The following is a 19,781-nucleotide window of genomic DNA, read 5'->3' on the forward strand; positions in this document are numbered from 1 at the left end:
TGTTCTTTTCGTGTTGGTGCTTACGCACTTTTAGTAATTAGGACCACCGCTTCACATGCGATGCCCTCTTTGCGACCTGTAAAACCTAAACGCTCAGTGGTCGTCGCTTTTACATTCACATTGCTAATGCTGGTTTCTAAATCTTGTGCGATAGCGTGGCACATAGAGTCTATATGAGGCGCCATCTTTGGAGCTTGCGCCATGATAGTAATATCGGCATTACCAATCACGTAGCCTTGTTCTTTTACTCGACGATAAACATCTTTTAGCAGTTCACGGCTATCCGCGCCTTTCCACTCATCATCAGTATCGGGGAAATGACGACCAATATCACCGGCAGCAATCGCACCTAATAAAGCGTCACACAACGCATGAAGGGCAACATCACCATCGGAGTGTGCGATAAGACCCTGCTCATAAGGGACTCTAACGCCACCTATAATTACCGGACCTTCACCACCAAACTTATGTACATCAAAGCCATGGCCAATACGAATCATCATTATTCCTTATTCTGACTTAAATAGAACTCAGCAAGTGCTAAATCTTCAGGCTGAGTAATCTTAAAATTATCTGAGCGCCCTGCCACTAAAGCGGGCGATAAACCTTTCCATTCAAAGGCTGAGGCTTCATCGGTAATCGAAACGCCTTGTTGCAACGCCTCGCTTAATGCATTCCACAGAGGCTTTGCTCTGAACATTTGCGGCGTAAGTGCATGCCATAGATCGGCTCGCTCAACGGTATGTTCGATCTGCCCTTGGGCACCTCGCTTCATCGTGTCACGAACTGGCGCCGCTAAAATAGCCCCTACATCATGGCTCATCGCGCCGGAAATTAGCTTGTCGATATCACTGAGTTGAACACAAGGCCTTGCCGCATCGTGAACCATTACCCAATCGCTAAGCTGCTGCTCAGCGATACAGTTTAGCGCAGAGAGTACCGAGTCCGCTCGTTCGCTTCCGCCAGACACTCTGACCACTTTTGGATTCTGGTTGAGTGCTAACTCCGGGTAATAGGGGTCATCATCGCTGATCGCAACGACAATTTGAGAGACTTGTGGATGAGACAGTAATTTCTCAATGGTGTGCTCTAAAATCGTTTTGCCGTTAATCTTAAGATATTGCTTAGGGCGGTCTGCTTTCATTCGGCTACCGACGCCCGCTGCAGGTACAACGGCAATCACACTTTGAAGTTGAGTCGACATTAATGGGGTTCCTCACCAATGATGCGGAAAAACGTTTCGCCTTCTTTTACCATTCCAAGCTCATGACGTGCGCGCTCTTCTATCGCGTCTAAGCCTTGGCGTAGATCATCGATTTCCGCAAACATCTCTGCGTTACGAAGATGGAGCTTTTCGTTTACTTGCTGTTGAACTTGGATTTCGTTGTTCACACCGTAGTAATCAGAAATACCATTTTTACCGAGCCACAGTGTGTGTTGTAGCCAGCCAAACACTATGAGCAGTACTAAAGCAAAAATTCGCATAACACCTTTCGCCGGTTGAAAAAGAAGGAACTAGAATAAGGCACATATATACCATAATGAGCTTATTGGTGCGAGATATGTGGTGTTAGGGAATCAATAAGTCGGAGAATTATTGTCGGGATAAGTATGGTAACAATGAGATTCCCGACTCCTTCCTTCGTCAGTCTAGGGAATGACGAACTTTAGATGTAACGAGGAGGAGCTTTAGAACCTAGAGCTTCTTCCCGTCATTTTCTACAGACAAAAAAATGCCCCGCATAAGCGAGGCATTTAAAAAGCTTAGATTAATAATTCGCTAGGAATTATTGACCTTTAACTTCTTTAAGACCGTTGTAAGGAGCTTTAGAACCTAGAGCTTCTTCGATACGGATAAGTTGGTTGTACTTAGCAACACGGTCAGAACGGCTCATAGAACCAGTTTTGATTTGACCTGCAGCTGTACCTACCGCTAGATCAGCGATAGTTGCATCTTCAGTTTCGCCAGAACGGTGAGAGATTACTGCAGTGTAGCCAGCGTCTTTAGCCATCTTGATAGCAGCTAGAGTCTCTGTTAGAGAACCGATTTGGTTGAACTTGATAAGGATAGAGTTAGCTACGCCTTTCTCGATACCTTCAGCAAGAATCTTAGTGTTTGTAACGAACAGATCGTCACCAACGATTTGAAGCTTGTCGCCTAGAAGTTCAGTTTGGTGCTTGAAGCCATCCCAATCAGACTCGTCAAGACCATCTTCGATAGAAACGATTGGGAAGTTGTTCGCTAGCTCAGCTAGGTAGTGGTTGAACTCTACAGAAGTGAAAGTTTTACCTTCGCCCTTCATGTTGTAGATACCAGCTTCTTTGTCGAAGAACTCAGATGCTGCACAGTCCATAGCAAGAGTAACGTCTTTACCTAGTTCGTAACCAGCAGCTGCAACAGCTTCTGCGATAACTTCTAGAGCTTCAGCGTTAGACTTAAGGTTAGGAGCGAAACCACCTTCATCACCAACTGCAGTGCTGTAGCCTTTAGACTTAAGAACTTTAGCTAGGTTGTGGAATACTTCAGCGCCGATACGTAGACCTTCTTTAAGAGTCTTAGCGCCAACTGGTTGGATCATGAACTCTTGGATGTCAACGTTGTTATCTGCGTGCTCACCACCGTTGATGATGTTCATCATTGGTAGAGGCATAGAGAATTGACCAGCAGTACCGTTTAGCTCAGCAATGTGCTCGTAAAGAGGCATGCCTTTCGCAGCAGCAGCAGCTTTTGCGTTAGCTAGAGATACAGCTAGGATAGCGTTCGCACCGAACTTAGACTTGTTTTCAGTACCGTCTAGGTCAAGCATGATTTGGTCAACGTCAGCTTGTGCTTTAGCGTCAGAACCTACTAGAGCTTCAGCGATTGGGCCGTTTACAGCTTCAATAGCTTTAAGAACACCTTTACCTAGGAAACGTGATTTGTCGCCGTCACGTAGCTCAAGAGCTTCGCGTGAACCAGTAGATGCGCCAGATGGAGCAGCAGCCATACCTACGAAACCGCCTTCTAGGTGTACTTCAGCTTCTACAGTTGGGTTACCACGTGAATCGATGATTTCACGACCTAGAACTTTAACGATCTTAGACATTGAATGTTTCCTTCTCGTTGAATATATAAATGTCAAATTTAAAGGTAGCAGCACAACTTACGCAGCTACCTGTATTCCTTTTTACTTCTCTAATTCGCCGCGCTGGAACTCGCCAGCTGCTTTAACGAAACCTGCAAACAATGGGTGACCATCGCGAGGTGTTGAAGTGAACTCTGGGTGGAATTGAGCAGCAACGAACCATGGATGGTTCGGGTTCTCGATAACTTCAACCAGTTTCTTGTCCGCAGATAGACCCGATACTTTTAGGCCCGCCTTTTCAATTTGTGGACGAAGATTGTTGTTCACTTCGTAACGGTGACGATGACGTTCATGGATCGTCGCGCTACCGTATAATTCGTAAGCTTTTGTCCCTTTCGCTAGGTGACAAAGCTGTGAACCAAGACGCATTGTGCCGCCAAGGTCAGATGTTTCTGTACGCTCTTCAACTTTACCTTCGCCATCAGTCCACTCAGTGATAAGACCAACAACTGGGTACTTAGTATCAGTACAGAATTCAGAAGAGTGTGCCCCTTCCATTTTCGCAACGTTACGAGCGTACTCGATAAGTGCTACTTGCATACCTAGACAGATACCTAAGTAAGGTACTTTGTTTTCACGAGCGTATTGAGCAGCAAGAATCTTGCCTTCAACACCACGATCACCAAAACCACCAGGAACTAGGATTGCATCTAGGCCTTCTAAAACTTCTACGCCACGAGACTCAACGTCTTGTGAATCTACGTATTTAATATTAACGCTTAGGCGATTTTTCAAGCCCGCGTGTTTTAGCGCTTCATTTACTGATTTGTATGCGTCTGGTAGTTCAATGTACTTACCAACCATACCAATCGTCACTTCACCCGTTGGGTTAGCTTCTTCGTAAATTACTTGTTCCCATTCAGACAGGTCTGCTTCTGGAGCTGTGATGCCGAAACGCTTACATACAAGTTCATCAGTGCCTTGAGCTTTAATAAGCTGAGGGATCTTGTAGATAGAGTCAACATCGCGCATAGAAATAACTGCATTTTCTTGCACATTACAGAACAGAGCAATTTTCTTACGCTCGTTCGAAGGAATGTTGCGGTCTGAACGACAAACTAGAATGTCTGGCTGAATACCAATAGACAGCAGCTCTTTTACAGAGTGTTGCGTTGGCTTAGTTTTCACTTCGCCCGCAGCTGCTAGGTATGGCACTAGAGTAAGGTGCATGAACATTGCGCGTTCACGGCCTAGCTCTACTGCTAGCTGACGAATCGCTTCCATGAATGGTAGAGATTCGATATCACCAACCGTACCACCAACTTCAACAAGCGCGATATCGTGGCCAGCTGCGCCAGAAATTACACGTTCTTTGATAGAGTTAGTGATGTGCGGGATAACCTGAATAGTTGCACCTAGGTAATCACCGCGACGCTCTTTAGCGAGTACGTCTGAGTAAACACGACCTGCAGTGAAGTTGTTACGCTTAGTCATCTTGGTGCGAATGAATCGCTCGTAGTGACCAAGGTCAAGGTCAGTTTCAGCGCCATCTTCCGTAACGAACACTTCACCGTGTTGAGTCGGGCTCATTGTGCCTGGATCAACGTTGATGTAAGGGTCAAGCTTCATCATAGTCACTTTAAGACCACGAGCTTCTAAAATAGCCGCAAGAGATGCTGCTGCAATACCTTTACCTAGAGAGGATACAACCCCGCCAGTAACAAAAATGTAATTTGTCGTCATGTTTAACCTGAAATTGGTTGAATGAGGGAAATGGATTACTTCTGGACGGGATGAAAATATACCAGAAGCCCCTTATCGCCACAACGTGAAATCTATCACACTGCTATTTTTTATTTTTTGCTTCAAATCAATTCATGATAAAAGCTTTGATGATCTTTTCTCCGCCACTTTGACTTCATCCCATATGGAATCAAGCTGTTGTAGAGAAAAGTCGGTCAAAATTTTATCTTGCTGACGAACTTTTTGTTCCACACCTTTAAAGCGGCGTGAAAATTTCAGATTGGCTTTATTGAGAGCCGTTTCTGGATTTTTACCCAAATGTCGCACTAAATTGACGGTAGCAAACAACAAATCACCCAGTTCTTCTTCAACTAAATCTTCGTTTGGCGTTACTTGAAGCGCTTCTTCTAGCACCTCATCAACTTCCTCTAAAACCTTATCGGCGACTGGGCCAATAGAATCCCAATCAAAGCCAAATTTCGCGACTTGCTTTTGAATTTTTGTAGCACGCGAAAGTGCAGGTAGAGAGTTTGGTATTGAGTCTAGAATACTTTCTTGAGTTTTGCCTGCCTGTGCTTTTTCTTTGGCTTTTTCAGCTTCCCAGTTCGCATTAATTTCTTCATCGTTCGCAAATTCTGTATCAGAGAATACATGCGGATGGCGGCGCGTTAGCTTCTCATTGATACCGTCGACCACATCAGAGAACTCAAACAAGCCCTGCTCTTTTGCTAACTGACTGTAGAAAATCACCTGAAACAACAGGTCGCCCAACTCTTCTTGTAGATTCGGCCAATCTTTGTTGTGAATCGCGTCCACCACCTCATACGTCTCTTCGATAGTATGCGGCACAATTGTTTCAAAATTTTGTTTCAAATCCCAAGGACAGCCACCTTCAGGATCGCGCAGCTTAGTCATGATCTGTTCAAGTTGTTCAATCGGGTGATTCATCGTTTTATTCCTATTCACTGTCTTTGATTTTTAAATTTATACCGTCTTCTAAAACTAAAAAAGGTGAGTAGCCAAAACCACTCACCTTTCTACTTTTTCGGTCATCCTCAAGAGCGAAGAATGAGCGAGTTGGGGATCTCAAATCGCTTGGCGAGATTCCCTATCCACGTTCGTCCCTCACTGTAGGGAATGACGACTATCTTTGTTTTACTAAGTAATTGGCTCTTCTAACAAGGCAACAAACTTACGAGACTTCTGAGCATAGCTTGCCTATGTGATGAAGCGAGTATAGTGCAGTTAACACAGTTAGAAGGCCAAGTACGACGTAAAAACTAGCCTAGGCGTTTTACGCTCATAACATCTTTGATCTGTTCTACTCGGCTTGTCACTCGACTCAGAATTTCAATGTTGGTCACTTCCAGATCGAAATCCATCACCGACAGCTGACGTTTATAGTCAATACGGCTCTTCATTGTCGTCACACTGACTTTTTCGTTCAAGAACAGGGATGTAATGTCTTTCAACAAGCCGGTACGTTCTAGCGCCTCTACACGCAGTGTTAAGATATACGAGCCTACAAAACCATCTCCCCACACCGTATCGATGATACGTTCAGGGGCATGTAGGTTAAGTTCACTTAACTGCTCACAATCGCTGCGGTGTACTGAGATACCACGCCCTTGAGTAATGTAACCTTTGATCACATCACCTGGGATTGGCTGACAACAACGAGCCAAGTGGGTCATTAGGTTATCAACACCTTCAACAACGACAGCATCCTTTTTCGGACGGCTCTGATGTGCTGGCTTATTGTCAGACTCAAGCAACTTCTCGAGTGCTTTCTTATCTTCTTCTTCAGCCGTCGGCTTATTGACCAGAGCATTGATGTGATTAACCACTTGGTTAATACGCAAATCACCGCTACCAATACCTGCATACAATTCATCAGGTGTATTGACGTTGAATCGTTTCAGCGCATATTGCTCAGCATCTTTCAGTGTTGCGCCGACTCTGCCTAGCTCGACTTCTAGGATGTCTCGTCCAGCTTCGAGATTTTTCTCACGACTCTGAGCGCGGAACCAAGCGTTAATTTTTGCTCTAGCTCGACTTGAATGAACAAAACCTGTGGTCGGATTTAACCAATCACGTGATGGATTCGGTTCTTTTTGAGTAATGATCTCAACTTGATCGCCCATCGCCAACTTATGAGTAAACGGAACGATTCGACCTGCGACTTTGGCACCGATACAACGGTGTCCAACCATCGAGTGAATGTGGTAAGCAAAATCCAACGGCGTTGCACCCATTGGTAAATCGACCACATCACCGCGTGGTGTAAAGGCATAGACTCGGTCATCAAAGACTTGGCTACGTACTTCATCCAGCATTTCGCCAGAATCCGACATCTCTTCTTGCCAGTCGATAAGCTTACGCAACCACGTGATTTTCTCATCGTAGCCACTGCGTACACCGCTAGAAGCACCTTCTTTGTACTTCCAGTGCGCAGCCACACCTAACTCAGAGTCTTCGTGCATTTGCTTGGTACGGATCTGAATTTCGATGGTCTTGCCTTCAGGGCCAAGAACTACGGTATGAATCGATTGGTAACCATTGGGCTTAGGATTCGCCACATAGTCATCAAATTCACTAGGAAGATGTTTATATTTGGTGTGAACCACACCTAGACCGGCATAACAGTCTTGCAGTTGGTCGGCAATAATACGTACCGCACGCACGTCAAAAAGCTCATCAAACTCTAAGCCCTTTTTCTGCATTTTACGCCAGATGCTGTAGATGTGTTTGGGACGACCGCTGACTTCAGCATTGATGCTTGAACGGTTCATTTCTGATGTTAGGTCATCAACAAAGTCAGTGATGTATTGTTCGCGCACGATACGACGCTCTGACAGCTGTTTGGCAATCTGCTTGTAGGTATCTGGTTGTTGATAGCGGAAAGCGTAATCTTCAATTTCCCACTTTAGCTGACCAATGCCCAAACGGTTTGCAAGAGGCGCATAGATGTTAGCACACTCTTTTGCTGCCGCACGGCGAACAGCATCAGGGGCCTTTTTCACCTCGATGAGGTTGCAAATTCGTTCTGCTAGCTTGATGACGACGCAGCGGAAATCATCGACCATGGCCAGTAACATTCGACGAACGTTATCTACTTGTCCCGAGGCAGCACTGCCTTCAAGGGTAACGTTGAGCTGGCCCAAAGCTGCCATTTCTTCAACGCCATCAATTAACTTTACGGTTTCTTTACCGTAGCTTTCTTCAAACGCTTCACGTCCAAAAACGCCGCTTGAAACAACGGGGAAAAGTTGCGCTGCAATTAAAGTGGCACGGTCCATCGACAACGTAACCAAGATTTCGATCATCTCACGTCCACGCCAAAGCAGGAGCGACGCTTGCTCGTGATCTTTTAATAGCTCTTCACAGTGACGATAAACTTTGGTCAGTTTATTCGAGGTTTTTACGTCTTGATTCAGTGACGCAATCCAACTTTCTAGCTCAAACTGTTCGCTTGGGTTTAAATGTGCGCTTCGTACCGCAACCATCATGCCTTCCTAGTTATTATGTTTTATACCCAATTCAATATGACTAACTGATTCCAAGTTAGTTCGACTCATATTGATATCAGCGCAGGCTTCCCTGCACCTTTGTGATTCATTTTTAAGCCTTATTTAAGGGCTTCTAAGCCTTGATAAAGAGAGCCATCGATTCTAGATGACTGGTATGGGGAAACATATCCAACATACCAAGTTTGGCTAATTGATAGCCTTGTTTTTCTAAACTCTCAGAATCTCTCGCTAGAGTAGCAGGATTACACGAAACATAAACCACACGCTTCGCTCCTAACGCTGAAATTTGATCAACGATCCCACTCGCTCCAGCACGTGCAGGGTCAAGTAATACTTTATCGAATTTCTCTTTTGCCCAAAGCTGTGAAGATAAATCTTCTTCGAGGTTCGCTTGGTAAAACTCCGTATTGCTTAACTGGTTTAACGCCGCATTAGCCGTTGCCTGTTGAACCATTTCATCAACGCCTTCCACACCAACGACAAACGCCGATTGTTGTGCGATAGGCAGACTGAAGTTGCCTAAACCACAAAACAGGTCAAGCACACGCTCATCCGCTTGAGGCTCTAACCACTCAATCGCTTGAGCAACCATCTGTTGGTTCACTTTCTGGTTAACTTGTATAAAGTGGTTTGGCTCAAAAGGTAAGGTTACACCGGTTTCACTATAGCTTGGCGAATCACCCACCAAACGAACCAACTTATCGGTTTCTGGCATCGAGTACAGCGTTGCACCTTCTTCTTTCGCGAGCGTCATCAACGCTTGCTCATCTTTTTCAACCAAAGGTTTAAGGTGACGCAGCACCATAACAGGGCCAGTATCACCCAACACCAATTCAACATGTCCTAAAGACGTAAGGCTACTGAAAGTGTTCAGTAAACTTTTCAGTTTTGGCAGCAATACATTAAGGCGAGGGTCAAGCACCGCGCAGTCGGTGATGTTTTCAATCTGTTTACTTTGTTTCTTACGGAAACCAAACTGAAGCTGCTGTGTCTTCTTATCAACAAATAGACTGATACGCGCGCGACGACGATAACCGGTGTCATCACCGACAATCGGCTGGGCGACTTCGGTGTTAGCCGTTTGGTATTTGCTCATCAGGTGCGTCAAAGATTGTGATTTATGCTCAACCTGAGATGAGTAACCGAGATGTTGAAGATGACAGCCACCACACTGATTAAAGTGCTTACAGAATGGCTTTAAACGCAGCTCACTCGGTTGAAGTAATTTGATGAGTTTTGCTCGAGAAAACTTACTTTTGCTCTCAGTAAGTTGAATAACCACCTTCTCACCGGGCAATGCGCCATCAATGAAAACGGGTTTGTTCTTCTGATAAGCGATGCCAGCGCCATTGTGATCCATTCGTTCAACCAAAACCGATTGATGCTTGGTCTCGAGTTGAGTTTTCTTTTTTGGTTGGAAAAAACGTGCCATTGCTTGTGCCTAATGTATCTTTTAATAAGTAATTGGTATCCAGGACTCACTATTCTGTCTTGGAATCATTGTCGAACGTCACGGCTTTGATTAAGCTTACCGTTCACTTAACCGCCATTGTGTGCGTTATTTTCCCATATCCAGACCTCGATGTAATTAAAGAACATGACCAGATATGGCTTAAGAGCCCGTGTAATTACCTTAACTCTAGCTCCAACCCTGATTATTGGGCTGCTATTGAGTGCATTTTTCTCATTTAACCGCTATCAAGACCTTGAGGGTCAAGTGGTTAACACTGGTACTAGCATCATTGAACCACTAGCGATTGCGAGTGAGTCTGGCATGAAGCTCGAAAGTCGAGAGTCTGTTCGTCAGCTGATTAGCTATGCTCATCGAAAAAATTCTAAGCTGGTGCGCAGTATTGCGGTGTTTGATGAACGTCATGAGTTGTTTGTAACGTCAAACTTCCATCCTGATTTTGAAAGCCTGACCTATCCGAAAGATAAACCGATTCCGCATTTAAGCTCATCGAACCTGCTCGATAACACGCTGATTCTTAGGACACCTATCATCGCTGAGGGACAATACATCAACTCAGCTAATGGCCAGTCTCAAGCGAACCAAGCGATCGGTTATATTGCGATAGAGTTAGACTTGTCGTCACTTCGATTGCAGCAATATCAAGAAGTGTTCTCTGCCTTCTTGGTGCTGATCCTCGGTCTTGGACTTTCTGGGGTATTTGCCTTCCGCTTGATGCACGATGTAACCCAACCGATCACACACATGAAAAACATGGTCGACCGAATTCGTCGTGGCCACCTCGATGTGCGTATCGAAGGCAAAATGCATGGTGAGCTTGATTCACTGAAAAACGGTATCAACGCGATGGCGGTCTCGCTATCAGAATATCACGTCGAGATGCAGCACAGCATCGACCAAGCAACATCTGATCTGCGTGAAACCCTAGAGCAATTAGAGATTCAAAACGTTGAGTTAGACATTGCGAAAAAACGAGCTCAAGAAGCCGCTCGTGTTAAATCCGAGTTCTTGGCGAATATGTCTCATGAACTTAGAACACCACTCAATGGTGTAATTGGCTTTACTCGTCAGATGCTCAAGACACACCTATCGAACAGCCAAACCGATTACCTGCAGACCATTGAGCGTTCGGCCAACAACCTACTCAGCATCATCAACGATATCTTGGACTTCTCGAAACTTGAAGCCGGCAAACTCGCTCTAGAAAATATTCCATTTGAGTTCCAAGCGAGCCTAGAAGAGGTGGTTAACCTTCAAGCCACTAATGCTCATGAAAAAGGTCTTGAGCTTACGCTTAAGATCGACCCAAAAGTACCACCAGGCGTTGTTGGTGATCCACTGCGTATCCAACAGATCCTGACTAACCTCGTGGGTAACTCGATCAAGTTTACCGAGCGTGGCAACATTGACATCAGCGTTGAACTTCGTTCACAAAGCGAAGACAGCATTGAGCTGCAGTTTATGGTTCGAGATACGGGCATTGGTATCTCAGAGCGCCAACAAGCACAACTTTTCCAAGCCTTCAGCCAAGCCGATGCGAGCATCTCTCGTCGTTATGGTGGTACAGGCTTAGGTCTGGTAATCACCCAAAAACTGGTCAGCCAAATGGGCGGAGAGATCAGCCTAACCAGTCGTCTTCACCAAGGCTCCACCTTCTGGTTCACCCTGAGACTATCGACTACCGATATGCCGATGACAGAACTAATAGAGACTCAGTGCCTGCAAGGCAAGCAACTGCTGCTTATCGAACCAAACATGCAAGCGGCATCAATTACTCAGCAGATCCTAACCCAAGAAGGCTTAGTGGTAACGTACCGTTCGGTTATGCCTGACGAATCTACCTCGTATGACTACGTTCTACTTAACTTAGCCGCGAACCAAGAGTATCAATTTGATACCGTAAGTGGTTGGGCGATTGGCGCGAAGAAGATCGCTCAGAACGTGATTATTGGTACACCAAGTACCGAGCTAGCGTTGGGTGAGCAATTGATGAAAGAGGTCGATGTTCAGTGCATTACTAAGCCTCTCTCTCGCAAGAAGTTGCTGCAAACTTTGGTATCAAATCAAGCGCCAACCTTAATTGCACCCGCTATTGAAACACATTCAGAAGAGAAACTACCGCTTACGGTATTGGCGGTCGACGACAACCCTGCCAACCTTAAACTGATTACTGCGCTGCTAAAAGAGCGCGTAGAGACAGTGATCAGTTGTACTAGTGGTCAGAAAGCTCTCGACAAAGCGACAGAGACTCCATTTGATGTCATTTTCATGGATATTCAAATGCCGCAGATGGACGGCGTGACCGCTTGCCAAAAAATTAAGGCGTTGGCGAACAATGCAAACACGCCTGTGATTGCTGTTACTGCGCATGCAATGATGGGAGAGCGTGACCGACTACTTGAAGCAGGTATGGATGACTACCTAACCAAGCCTATCGAAGAGCATGTGTTACAACAGGTTCTTATTCATTGGAGCCCTACCTCTGAGATTGAGCACATTGATAAAATAGACCCAGATCACCCGGCGGTCTCTGCTGAAATCGACCACAGCTCTGTTTCAGAAGTTGAAGCCAGCGAGCACAAGAACATCATCATTGATTGGCAAGCTGCTTTGAAACAAGCCGCCAATAAAGAAGACCTCGCACGCGATATGCTGCAAATGCTCGTAGATTTTATTCCTGAAGTTTATGAGGCTGCAGACAAGGCGATAGAAGACAGTGACTACCCCGTTGAAGCGCTGACACACATCATCCACAAGATGCATGGCAGCAGCTCATACAGTGGGGTACCAAGGCTTAAGTCGGTATGTGCAACGATAGAGAAAGAACTTCGTTCAGGCACTTCTGTTGAAGACATTGAACCGGAGCTTTTTGAACTTCAGGATGAATTAGATAAGGTTCAAGCAACCGCGATTCATTATTTGAAACCAGCCAAGACCTAGCGAATATTTCTTACTCACAAATATTCATTAAACGGTTTACCAGCCAATAAAAAAGCAGAGCTCATGAGCTCTGCTTTTTTCTGTCTAGAACCTAGAGCACCAGATATAATACCAATCACAGTAAGTAAGTGATCAAAAATAGCGTAGGAAAAAAGCTTGAGAACAAGGCAGGATTTTTCGATAAGTAGTTATTCTACAATCAAAAATTCTAACGAAGTTATCGAGTTTTTTAACAAGCTAGGGTGAACAGTTATTTACTACGATTGGTATAAAGTAGCGGTAATCTATTTACGACTCGAGTAGTACCGTCGCCACCGCATAATGGCGCTCATCAGAGATAGTCAGGTGAATTGACTTTGTACCACTCGCATCTGCGATTTCACGCGCTTTTTTATGCAGGCTTAGAACTGGCTTGCCATGCTCATCGTTTGAAATCTCGAAGTCGTGGAAGGTCACACCAAGAGCGATGCCTGTGCCTAATGCCTTAGACGCCGCCTCTTTTGCAGCAAAACGCTTTGCAAGATAACGCCCTTTTTGCTTAAGTTGCTGGAATACTTCAAATTCAGAATCGGTCAAAATACGCTGAGCGAAAGCCTCACCACTTCGTGATAATGCCTTTTCAACACGTTCAATTTCTGCGATATCTGTACCTAATCCAACAACAGCCATGTTTACCCTACTACCAACTTCTATCTATTAACTTTTCGATTCTACTGATTAACCGCTTAACGCTTACAACTAAACGAATGCCGAGTTAAAGAACTAAGCGTTGTTGCGCGCTGTTTCCATCACGGCTTTCATATCTGCAACGGCTTTATTCAAACCATCAAAGACTGCGCGGCCCATGATCGAGTGACCGATGTTCAACTCGTAAATCTCAGGAAGTGCCGCAATCGGCGCTACGTTATGGTAAGTCAGACCATGACCCGCATTCACTGTAATACCAAGGTCGTCTGCGTAGCTTGCACCTGCAGCAATCTTTTTAAGCTCGTCTTGTTGGTCTTCTTCAGTTTTAGCATCAGCATAGTGGCCAGTGTGCAGTTCAATGAACGGTGCGCCACACGCTTTCGCAGCATCGATTTGCTCACGATCGGCATCGATAAACAGAGATACTTTGATACCCGCAGCCGACAATTTTTCGGTCGCCGCTTTGATCTTTTCAAGTTGACCAACCACGTCCAAGCCGCCTTCCGTCGTCAGCTCTTCACGCTTTTCTGGAACCAGACAAACGAACTCAGGATTAGTATCAAGTGCAATTTGAACCATCTCGTCCGTTACGGCCATCTCTAAGTTCATGCGAGTCTGGATTGTCTCAGCAAGAATACGTACATCGCGATCAACAATATGACGGCGATCTTCACGCAAGTGAATCGTAATGCCGTCAGCACCCGCACGTTCAGCAATTTCAGCTGCGTGTACTGGGTCTGGATATTTAGTACCACGTGCATTACGTAGAGTTGCAATATGGTCGATATTAACGCCTAAAAGGATTGAGCTCATTTTCCAATACTCCGTGCTCTAGAGAGGGCTATTGTTGGCATAAATAGCTCTCTACTTTTTAATGGTTTGCCGCCAAGATACGGCTTTAAGGCTATGCGTGTAAAGCGTTTTGCCGCTTTTAACTGCTCTTTAGTGATAAACCTACGCTCACTGATTGCGATAAGTTCATCGCCCATAAAAGTCAGGTTATCTCGACGCACCGAAGCGATGAAGCCTTTCTGCTCTCGATAGCGATAAGTCATGCTCGGATCAATCGCTTCGCCAGTGCCCGCGCAGTGTAAAAAGTCGACGCCATACCCCATAGCGGAAAGTAGAGCCAATTCAAAACGACGCAGTGCTGGCTCAGGGTTCTCATTATGAGCGAGTTCTGTTAAGGCATGAAGATAGTCATGAAAAAATGCGGGCATGGCCACTTCGGCCATCAACACTCGCCCAACTAATTCATTAACGTACATTGCTGAATACAGATTAATGCCGGCAAGAGGAAGCCCCAAGCTGATCGGTTCAGCTTGGCGCAACGTTTTCATTGAACCATTGCCAGACCACTTAAGCAGTAGCGGCGTAAAAGGTTGCAATGCACCTTTCAAATTAGAACGCTTACTCCGCGCACCTTTAGACATCAACGTCACCCGACCGTACTCTTCGCTGAAGACGTCCAGAATCAGGCTCGACTCACTGTATGGTCGACGGTGCAACACAAAGCATCGCTGTAACCCTTCGCTCAATCACTTACCCTTCTTACAGATACAAAAAGAGAGAGTTCGCACTCTCTCTTGTATTTATATTCAATTCAACTTTCTTAATATCAGAAAGTGACGTTCAATATATTATAGATCGTCGATGTAGCCTAACGAGCGAAGTGCACGCTCATCGTCAGCCCAACCAGACTTAACTTTAACCCAAGTCTCTAGGTAAACCTTACGACCGAACAGTTCTTCCATGTCGATACGAGCTTCACGACCAATCGTTTTGATCTTCTCGCCCGCTTTACCAATCACCATCTTCTTCTGACCAGTACGTTCAACAAGAATCAAAGCATTGATGTGGAAACCATCGTTATCTGGGTTGTAATCAAAACGCTCGATTTCAACCGTTACTGAGTAAGGTAGCTCTTCGCCTGTGAATCGCATCAGTTTTTCACGGATGATTTCAGAGGCCATAAAGCGCTGTGAGCGATCCGTTACGTACTCTTCTGGGAAGTGGTGCGTCGCTTTTGGTAAAGAGTTACGAACGTGCTTACGCAGTACATCGATATTCTTACCTTGCTTCGCCGAGATTGGCACAACATCAAGGAAGTCCATCTTCTTAGACACTTCCATCATGTGTTGCATCACGTCTGTACGGTCTTGAACGTTGTCTACTTTGTTAATGCAAAGGACAACTGGGAAATCTGTTTTTCTCAGCTTGTTCAGTACCATCTCATCGTCGTCAGTCCAGTGAGTACCGTCAACAAGGAAAAATACTAGGTTCACATCGCTCAGTGAGCTATTCGCCGCACGGTTCATCAAACGGTTGATTGCACGCTTTTCTTCGATGTGAAGTCCAGGAGTATCAACGTAGATCGCTTGGTAATCACCTTCAGTTTCTACACCCATAATACGGTGGCGTGTTGTCTGAGGTTTACGTGATGTAATCGAGATTTTCTGACCCAAAATATGGTTCAGAAGCGTCGATTTACCTACGTTTGGTCGACCCACAATAGCGATAAAGCCACAGTGTTGGTTTTCCGGTAGGCCCGTTTTTTTGCTATCAGATGAAAAGAATGCATCGATATCGAAATCTTGATTGTTATCAGACATTGCTTAGTTGCTCTAATGCTGTTTCAGCAGCCGCTTGTTCTGCCTTGCGGCGGCTAGTGCCTTTACCGATAACAGGTTTATCCACACCTGCCACTTCACACTCAACCGTAAACTCTTGGTTGTGTGCTTCACCTTTAATATTAGTCACTGTGTAGACAGGTAGGGGATTTCTTCGACCTTGTAAAAACTCTTGTAAGCGAGTTTTTGGATCTTTTTGAGATACACCAGGCTGAATAGACTCTAGGCGAGATTGGTACCAGCTTAAAATAATACGGCGAACAACCTCGGTATCACTATCTAAATAGACAGCGCCGATGATCGCTTCAACCGCATCCGCTAGAATAGAATCACGACGGAAACCGCCACTCTTCAACTCACCTGGACCTAATTTTAAGTAATCTCCTAGTTCGAATTCACGACCTAGTTCTGCCAATGTATGACCACGTACTAATGTTGCGCGCATGCGGCTCATATCACCTTCGTTTACCTTAGGGAAACGGTGGTAAAGATCATCAGCGATAACAAAACTTAAAATTGAATCGCCCAGAAACTCAAGACGTTCGTTGTGTTTACCTGCGGCACTGCGGTGAGTCAGCGCCAAATGGATAAGATCGGCATCATTAAACTGATAGCCAATCTTTCTCTCTAGTTTATCAATTGGAGAATTCATGCTCTCTCGATGTGTTATGTGATCGATTAGTGAATCCCACCGATGCGATTAAAACGCACACCAGTAGGAATCCATGTTGGAAGTACACTGTCTGAACCGCGTTCGAATTCGAAGCTGATCCAAATAGCAACGGCCTTACCAACAAGGTTTGCTTCAGGGACAAAGCCCCAGTAACGGCTGTCAGCACTGTTGTCACGGTTATCACCCATAACAAAGTATTGGCCTTCTGGAACGATCCACTCGTTAACACCATTGCGAGGTTGATATGCTTGCACACGATCACGGCGTAATGGGTTAACTAAGATTTGGTGCTCCACGTCACCCAGTTGTTCATTCAACTGAATTAGAGGCACACCATCTTGAATAAATTGGCTTTCTTCAACGTTACTCAACTTCACTGGTTTACAGCTACTGCCACCCTTCGCTTGAATACAGATTTCTTTATTGCTGCTGTAGCGAATGGTATCACCCGGCATACCAATAACACGCTTGATGTAGTCGATATTCGGCTGAGGTGGGTATTTGAATACGATTGAATCACCACGTTCTGGTTTGCCTGTTTCTACCAATTGAGTGCGCCATACAGGATCTTTTAGACCATAAGCGTACTTTTCTACCAAGATGAAATCACCAACCAATAGTGTTGGCATCATCGAGCCAGATGGAATTTGAAACGGTTCATAAATAAATGAACGCAAAACCAAAACAAATGCAATTACAGGGAAAATGGACACACTGTTCTCAACCCACCAAGGCTGAGCCGTATCTTTTGCGCTGGTTGCAGCGTCTAGGCCATTCGACTGTGCTTCAACGTCAGCCAGTTTTTGTTGGCGCTTCTTCGCCCACACAAACTTTTCCAACGCCCATACAATGCCAGTCACTAGAGTTACGATCACTAAGATAAGCGAAAATGTATTAGCCATTGATATCCCTTAAATTTCATTTCTTTAAAAATAACGAAAGTGAAAGAGCATAACTCTTTCACTCTGCTTAATATTTCTAATTTGTATCAATCATGCTGACTAAATGCTGGGAAGATTACGCAGGAAAAATCGTTTAGTTCGAGGCGCAAAGTGCAGTGACTAGCGGGCCTAATTGCAATCTTTGCAACAAAGAAATAAACGATTTTAACCAGTAATGTTCAGCAGATAGTTAGTGCGATTGATACCTAGTCTTTGCCAACATGAAGGATTGCTAAGAATGCCTCTTGAGGCAGTTCAACGTTACCGATCTGCTTCATACGCTTCTTACCTTCTTTTTGTTTCTTAAGAAGTTTCTTCTTACGACTGATATCACCACCGTAACATTTTGCGATTACGTTCTTACGCAGTTGTTTCACTGTAGAACGAGCAATAATGTGGTTACCAATCGCGGCTTGAATCGCGATATCAAACATCTGGCGAGGGATGAATTCTTTCATCTTCTCAACCAGTAGACGACCACGAGACTGGGCAATATCTTTGTGTGTAATGATCGCCAGTGCATCAACCGTTTCACCATTCAACAATACATCTACACGTACCATGTTTGATGCTTCGTAACGTTGGAAGTTGTAATCCAATGATGCGTACCCGCGAGACGTTGACTTCAGACGGTCGAAGAAGTCTAGAACCACCTCAGCCATTGGAAGATCGTACGTCACAGCAACTTGGTTACCGTGATAAACCATGTCGACTTGCACGCCACGCTTCTCAACACACAGTGTGATCACGTTGCCTAGGTAATCCGAAGGTACCAGAATATTACAGCGAGCAATCGGTTCACGAATTTCTTCTAAGTCATTAATAGCAGGCAGTTTAGCCGGGCTATCAACATAGAGAATTGTGCCATCCGTTTTTACAACTTCGTACACTACGGTTGGTGCCGTTGTGATTAGGTCTAGGTCGTATTCACGCTCTAAACGCTCTTGGATGATCTCCATGTGAAGCATTCCTAAGAAACCACAACGGAAACCAAAGCCAAGTGCTGCTGAACTTTCTGGTTCGTAAAATAGTGATGCATCGTTCAGGCTTAGTTTGCCTAGTGCGTCACGGAAGTTTTCGTAGTCATCAGACGATACTGGGAATAGACCTGCGTATACCTGAGGCTTCACTTTTTGGAAACCAGGTAGACGTTCTGTGCTGCCGCCTTTTGCAAGCGTCAACGTATCACCAACAGGTGCGCCAAGGATGTCTTTAATACCACAAACAACCCAGCCAACTTCGCCAGTATTTAGCTCAGTTGTGTCGATTTGCTTAGGTGTGAAGATACCTAGACGGTCAACACCCCAAACTTGGTCTGTCGACATTACTTTAATCTTGTCGTTCTTCTTCAGCTTACCGTTCTTGATACGAACCAAAGAAACAACGCCTAAGTAGTTATCGAACCAAGAGTCAATGATCAGAGCTTGTAGTGGCGCTTCTGGATCACCTTCCGGTGGCGGGATAGCCGTTACGATGTTTTCAAGAACGTCATCAACACCGATACCGGTTTTTGCAGAACAACGCGTCGCTTCCATCGCATCGATACCAACGATCTCTTCGATTTCTTCAGCAACTCGTTCAGGTTCAGCAGCAGGTAAGTCAATCTTGTTCAAGATTGGCACTACTTCCAGTTCCATTTCGATCGCGGTGTAACAGTTTGCTAGAGTTTGAGCTTCAACACCTTGGCCGGCATCCACTACAAGAAGCGCGCCTTCACAAGCGGCTAGAGAGCGAGATACTTCATAAGAGAAGTCTACGTGTCCAGGGGTATCGATAAAGTTAAGTTGGTAAGTTTCACCATCTTTAGCTTTGTAATCTAAAGTCACACTCTGCGCTTTAATTGTAATACCACGCTCGCGTTCTATATCCATAGAATCGAGGACTTGAGCTGCCATCTCACGTTCACTTAACCCTCCACAAACTTGGATTAAGCGGTCAGAAAGGGTCGACTTACCGTGGTCGATGTGGGCGATAATCGAAAAATTACGAATGTGCTTCATAGGCTTGGTGTGACTAAACTCTTTGAATAGGGATAATAAGAAAGCCGCAACGCGTCCAATCTACAGTCAGCATTGGTGGCGGCATTTCAATCAAGTTGGCA

Annotated in this window: 16 protein-coding genes; 1 reads left to right on the forward strand and 15 read right to left on the reverse strand. The window is 45.1% G+C overall.

Annotation, left to right across the window (positions count from 1 at the left end; all coding sequences use genetic code 11):
• Positions 1-20: 20 nt before the first annotated feature.
• The 8 genes from ispF to rlmD all read right to left on the reverse strand — a co-directional run bounded on the left by ispF (position 21) and on the right by rlmD (position 9,770).
• Positions 21-500 (reverse strand): 2-C-methyl-D-erythritol 2,4-cyclodiphosphate synthase, encoded by a 480-nt coding sequence (gene ispF / locus MED222_RS07920; RefSeq protein WP_029223073.1) that lies wholly within the window; start codon positions 498-500, stop codon positions 21-23.
• 2 nt (positions 501-502) lie between these two features.
• Entirely contained in the window at positions 503-1,204 is a 702-nt protein-coding gene (gene ispD / locus MED222_RS07915; protein WP_009847642.1) for a 2-C-methyl-D-erythritol 4-phosphate cytidylyltransferase, read from the reverse strand.
• Positions 1,204-1,485, reverse strand: coding sequence for a cell division protein FtsB (ftsB, locus tag MED222_RS07910; RefSeq protein WP_009847643.1), 282 nt, complete (start codon positions 1,483-1,485; stop codon positions 1,204-1,206). Before ftsB ends, ispD begins: the two co-directional genes overlap by 1 nt.
• Positions 1,486-1,787: 302 nt before the next feature.
• Positions 1,788-3,086 carry a phosphopyruvate hydratase gene (eno, locus tag MED222_RS07905; RefSeq protein ID WP_009847644.1) on the reverse strand — a complete coding sequence of 433 codons (1,299 nt, stop codon included), beginning with the start codon at positions 3,084-3,086 and terminating at the stop codon, positions 1,788-1,790.
• A gap of 81 nt (positions 3,087-3,167) precedes the next feature.
• Entirely contained in the window at positions 3,168-4,808 is a 1,641-nt protein-coding gene (locus MED222_RS07900; protein ID WP_009847645.1) for a CTP synthase, read from the reverse strand.
• A gap of 132 nt (positions 4,809-4,940) precedes the next feature.
• Positions 4,941-5,756 carry a nucleoside triphosphate pyrophosphohydrolase gene (mazG, locus tag MED222_RS07895; RefSeq protein WP_009847646.1) on the reverse strand — a complete coding sequence of 272 codons (816 nt, stop codon included), beginning with the start codon at positions 5,754-5,756 and terminating at the stop codon, positions 4,941-4,943.
• A 332-nt stretch (positions 5,757-6,088) separates the two neighbouring features.
• Positions 6,089-8,314 carry a GTP diphosphokinase gene (gene relA, locus MED222_RS07890; RefSeq protein ID WP_009847647.1) on the reverse strand — a complete coding sequence of 742 codons (2,226 nt, stop codon included), beginning with the start codon at positions 8,312-8,314 and terminating at the stop codon, positions 6,089-6,091.
• Positions 8,315-8,450: 136 nt separating this feature from the next.
• Positions 8,451-9,770 (reverse strand): 23S rRNA (uracil(1939)-C(5))-methyltransferase RlmD, encoded by a 1,320-nt coding sequence (gene rlmD / locus MED222_RS07885; RefSeq protein ID WP_009847648.1) that lies wholly within the window; start codon positions 9,768-9,770, stop codon positions 8,451-8,453.
• Positions 9,771-9,935: 165 nt separating this feature from the next.
• On the opposite strand from rlmD, the gene barA reads away from it, so the two are divergent.
• Positions 9,936-12,749 (forward strand): two-component sensor histidine kinase BarA, encoded by a 2,814-nt coding sequence (gene barA / locus MED222_RS07880; RefSeq protein WP_009847649.1) that lies wholly within the window; start codon positions 9,936-9,938, stop codon positions 12,747-12,749.
• Between the two features lie 288 nt (positions 12,750-13,037).
• On the opposite strand, the gene acpS is transcribed toward barA, so the two are convergent.
• The 7 genes from acpS to lepA form a co-directional block, all read right to left on the reverse strand.
• The gene (gene acpS / locus MED222_RS07875) at positions 13,038-13,418 is read right to left on the reverse strand and encodes a holo-ACP synthase (RefSeq protein WP_009847650.1); all 381 of its coding nucleotides are present in this window, start codon (positions 13,416-13,418) and stop codon (positions 13,038-13,040) included.
• Positions 13,419-13,511: 93 nt separating this feature from the next.
• Entirely contained in the window at positions 13,512-14,249 is a 738-nt protein-coding gene (gene pdxJ, locus MED222_RS07870) for a pyridoxine 5'-phosphate synthase (RefSeq protein WP_009847651.1), read from the reverse strand.
• Entirely contained in the window at positions 14,246-14,974 is a 729-nt protein-coding gene (recO, locus tag MED222_RS07865) for a DNA repair protein RecO (RefSeq protein ID WP_012604785.1), read from the reverse strand. The genes pdxJ and recO overlap by 4 nt, the downstream gene beginning before the upstream one ends.
• Before the next feature lie 102 nt (positions 14,975-15,076).
• Positions 15,077-16,048 carry a GTPase Era gene (gene era / locus MED222_RS07860; protein ID WP_004735384.1) on the reverse strand — a complete coding sequence of 324 codons (972 nt, stop codon included), beginning with the start codon at positions 16,046-16,048 and terminating at the stop codon, positions 15,077-15,079.
• A complete protein-coding gene (gene rnc / locus MED222_RS07855) occupies positions 16,041-16,718 on the reverse strand; it encodes a ribonuclease III (RefSeq protein WP_004735383.1) in 678 nt (225 codons plus the stop codon). Before rnc ends, era begins: the two co-directional genes overlap by 8 nt.
• A 26-nt stretch (positions 16,719-16,744) precedes the next feature.
• Entirely contained in the window at positions 16,745-17,641 is an 897-nt protein-coding gene (lepB, locus tag MED222_RS07850) for a signal peptidase I (protein ID WP_009847652.1), read from the reverse strand.
• 245 nt (positions 17,642-17,886) lie between these two features.
• On the reverse strand, positions 17,887-19,680 hold the full coding sequence (lepA, locus tag MED222_RS07845; protein ID WP_009847653.1) for a translation elongation factor 4: 1,794 nt from the start codon (positions 19,678-19,680) through the stop codon (positions 17,887-17,889).
• Positions 19,681-19,781: the final 101 nt, after the last annotated feature.

The organism is Vibrio sp. MED222 (assembly GCF_000153005.1).
Classification (GTDB): Bacteria; Pseudomonadota; Gammaproteobacteria; order Enterobacterales; family Vibrionaceae; genus Vibrio; species Vibrio tasmaniensis_A.

What these genes read in the sequence shown, in the direction of transcription:
- ispF (WP_029223073.1), bottom strand. Translation starts at nt 500, where the DNA reads ATGATTCGTATTGGCCATGGCTTTGATGTACATAAGTTTGGTGGTGAA.
- ispD (WP_009847642.1), bottom strand. Translation starts at nt 1,204, where the DNA reads ATGTCGACTCAACTTCAAAGTGTGATTGCCGTTGTACCTGCAGCGGGC.
- ftsB (WP_009847643.1), bottom strand. Translation starts at nt 1,485, where the DNA reads ATGCGAATTTTTGCTTTAGTACTGCTCATAGTGTTTGGCTGGCTACAA.
- eno (WP_009847644.1), bottom strand. Translation starts at nt 3,086, where the DNA reads ATGTCTAAGATCGTTAAAGTTCTAGGTCGTGAAATCATCGATTCACGT.
- MED222_RS07900 (WP_009847645.1), bottom strand. Translation starts at nt 4,808, where the DNA reads ATGACGACAAATTACATTTTTGTTACTGGCGGGGTTGTATCCTCTCTA.
- mazG (WP_009847646.1), bottom strand. Translation starts at nt 5,756, where the DNA reads ATGAATCACCCGATTGAACAACTTGAACAGATCATGACTAAGCTGCGC.
- relA (WP_009847647.1), bottom strand. Translation starts at nt 8,314, where the DNA reads ATGGTTGCGGTACGAAGCGCACATTTAAACCCAAGCGAACAGTTTGAG.
- rlmD (WP_009847648.1), bottom strand. Translation starts at nt 9,770, where the DNA reads ATGGCACGTTTTTTCCAACCAAAAAAGAAAACTCAACTCGAGACCAAG.
- barA (WP_009847649.1), top strand. Translation starts at nt 9,936, where the DNA reads ATGACCAGATATGGCTTAAGAGCCCGTGTAATTACCTTAACTCTAGCT.
- acpS (WP_009847650.1), bottom strand. Translation starts at nt 13,418, where the DNA reads ATGGCTGTTGTTGGATTAGGTACAGATATCGCAGAAATTGAACGTGTT.
- pdxJ (WP_009847651.1), bottom strand. Translation starts at nt 14,249, where the DNA reads ATGAGCTCAATCCTTTTAGGCGTTAATATCGACCATATTGCAACTCTA.
- era (WP_004735384.1), bottom strand. Translation starts at nt 16,048, where the DNA reads ATGTCTGATAACAATCAAGATTTCGATATCGATGCATTCTTTTCATCT.
- rnc (WP_004735383.1), bottom strand. Translation starts at nt 16,718, where the DNA reads ATGAATTCTCCAATTGATAAACTAGAGAGAAAGATTGGCTATCAGTTT.
- lepB (WP_009847652.1), bottom strand. Translation starts at nt 17,641, where the DNA reads ATGGCTAATACATTTTCGCTTATCTTAGTGATCGTAACTCTAGTGACT.
- lepA (WP_009847653.1), bottom strand. Translation starts at nt 19,680, where the DNA reads ATGAAGCACATTCGTAATTTTTCGATTATCGCCCACATCGACCACGGT.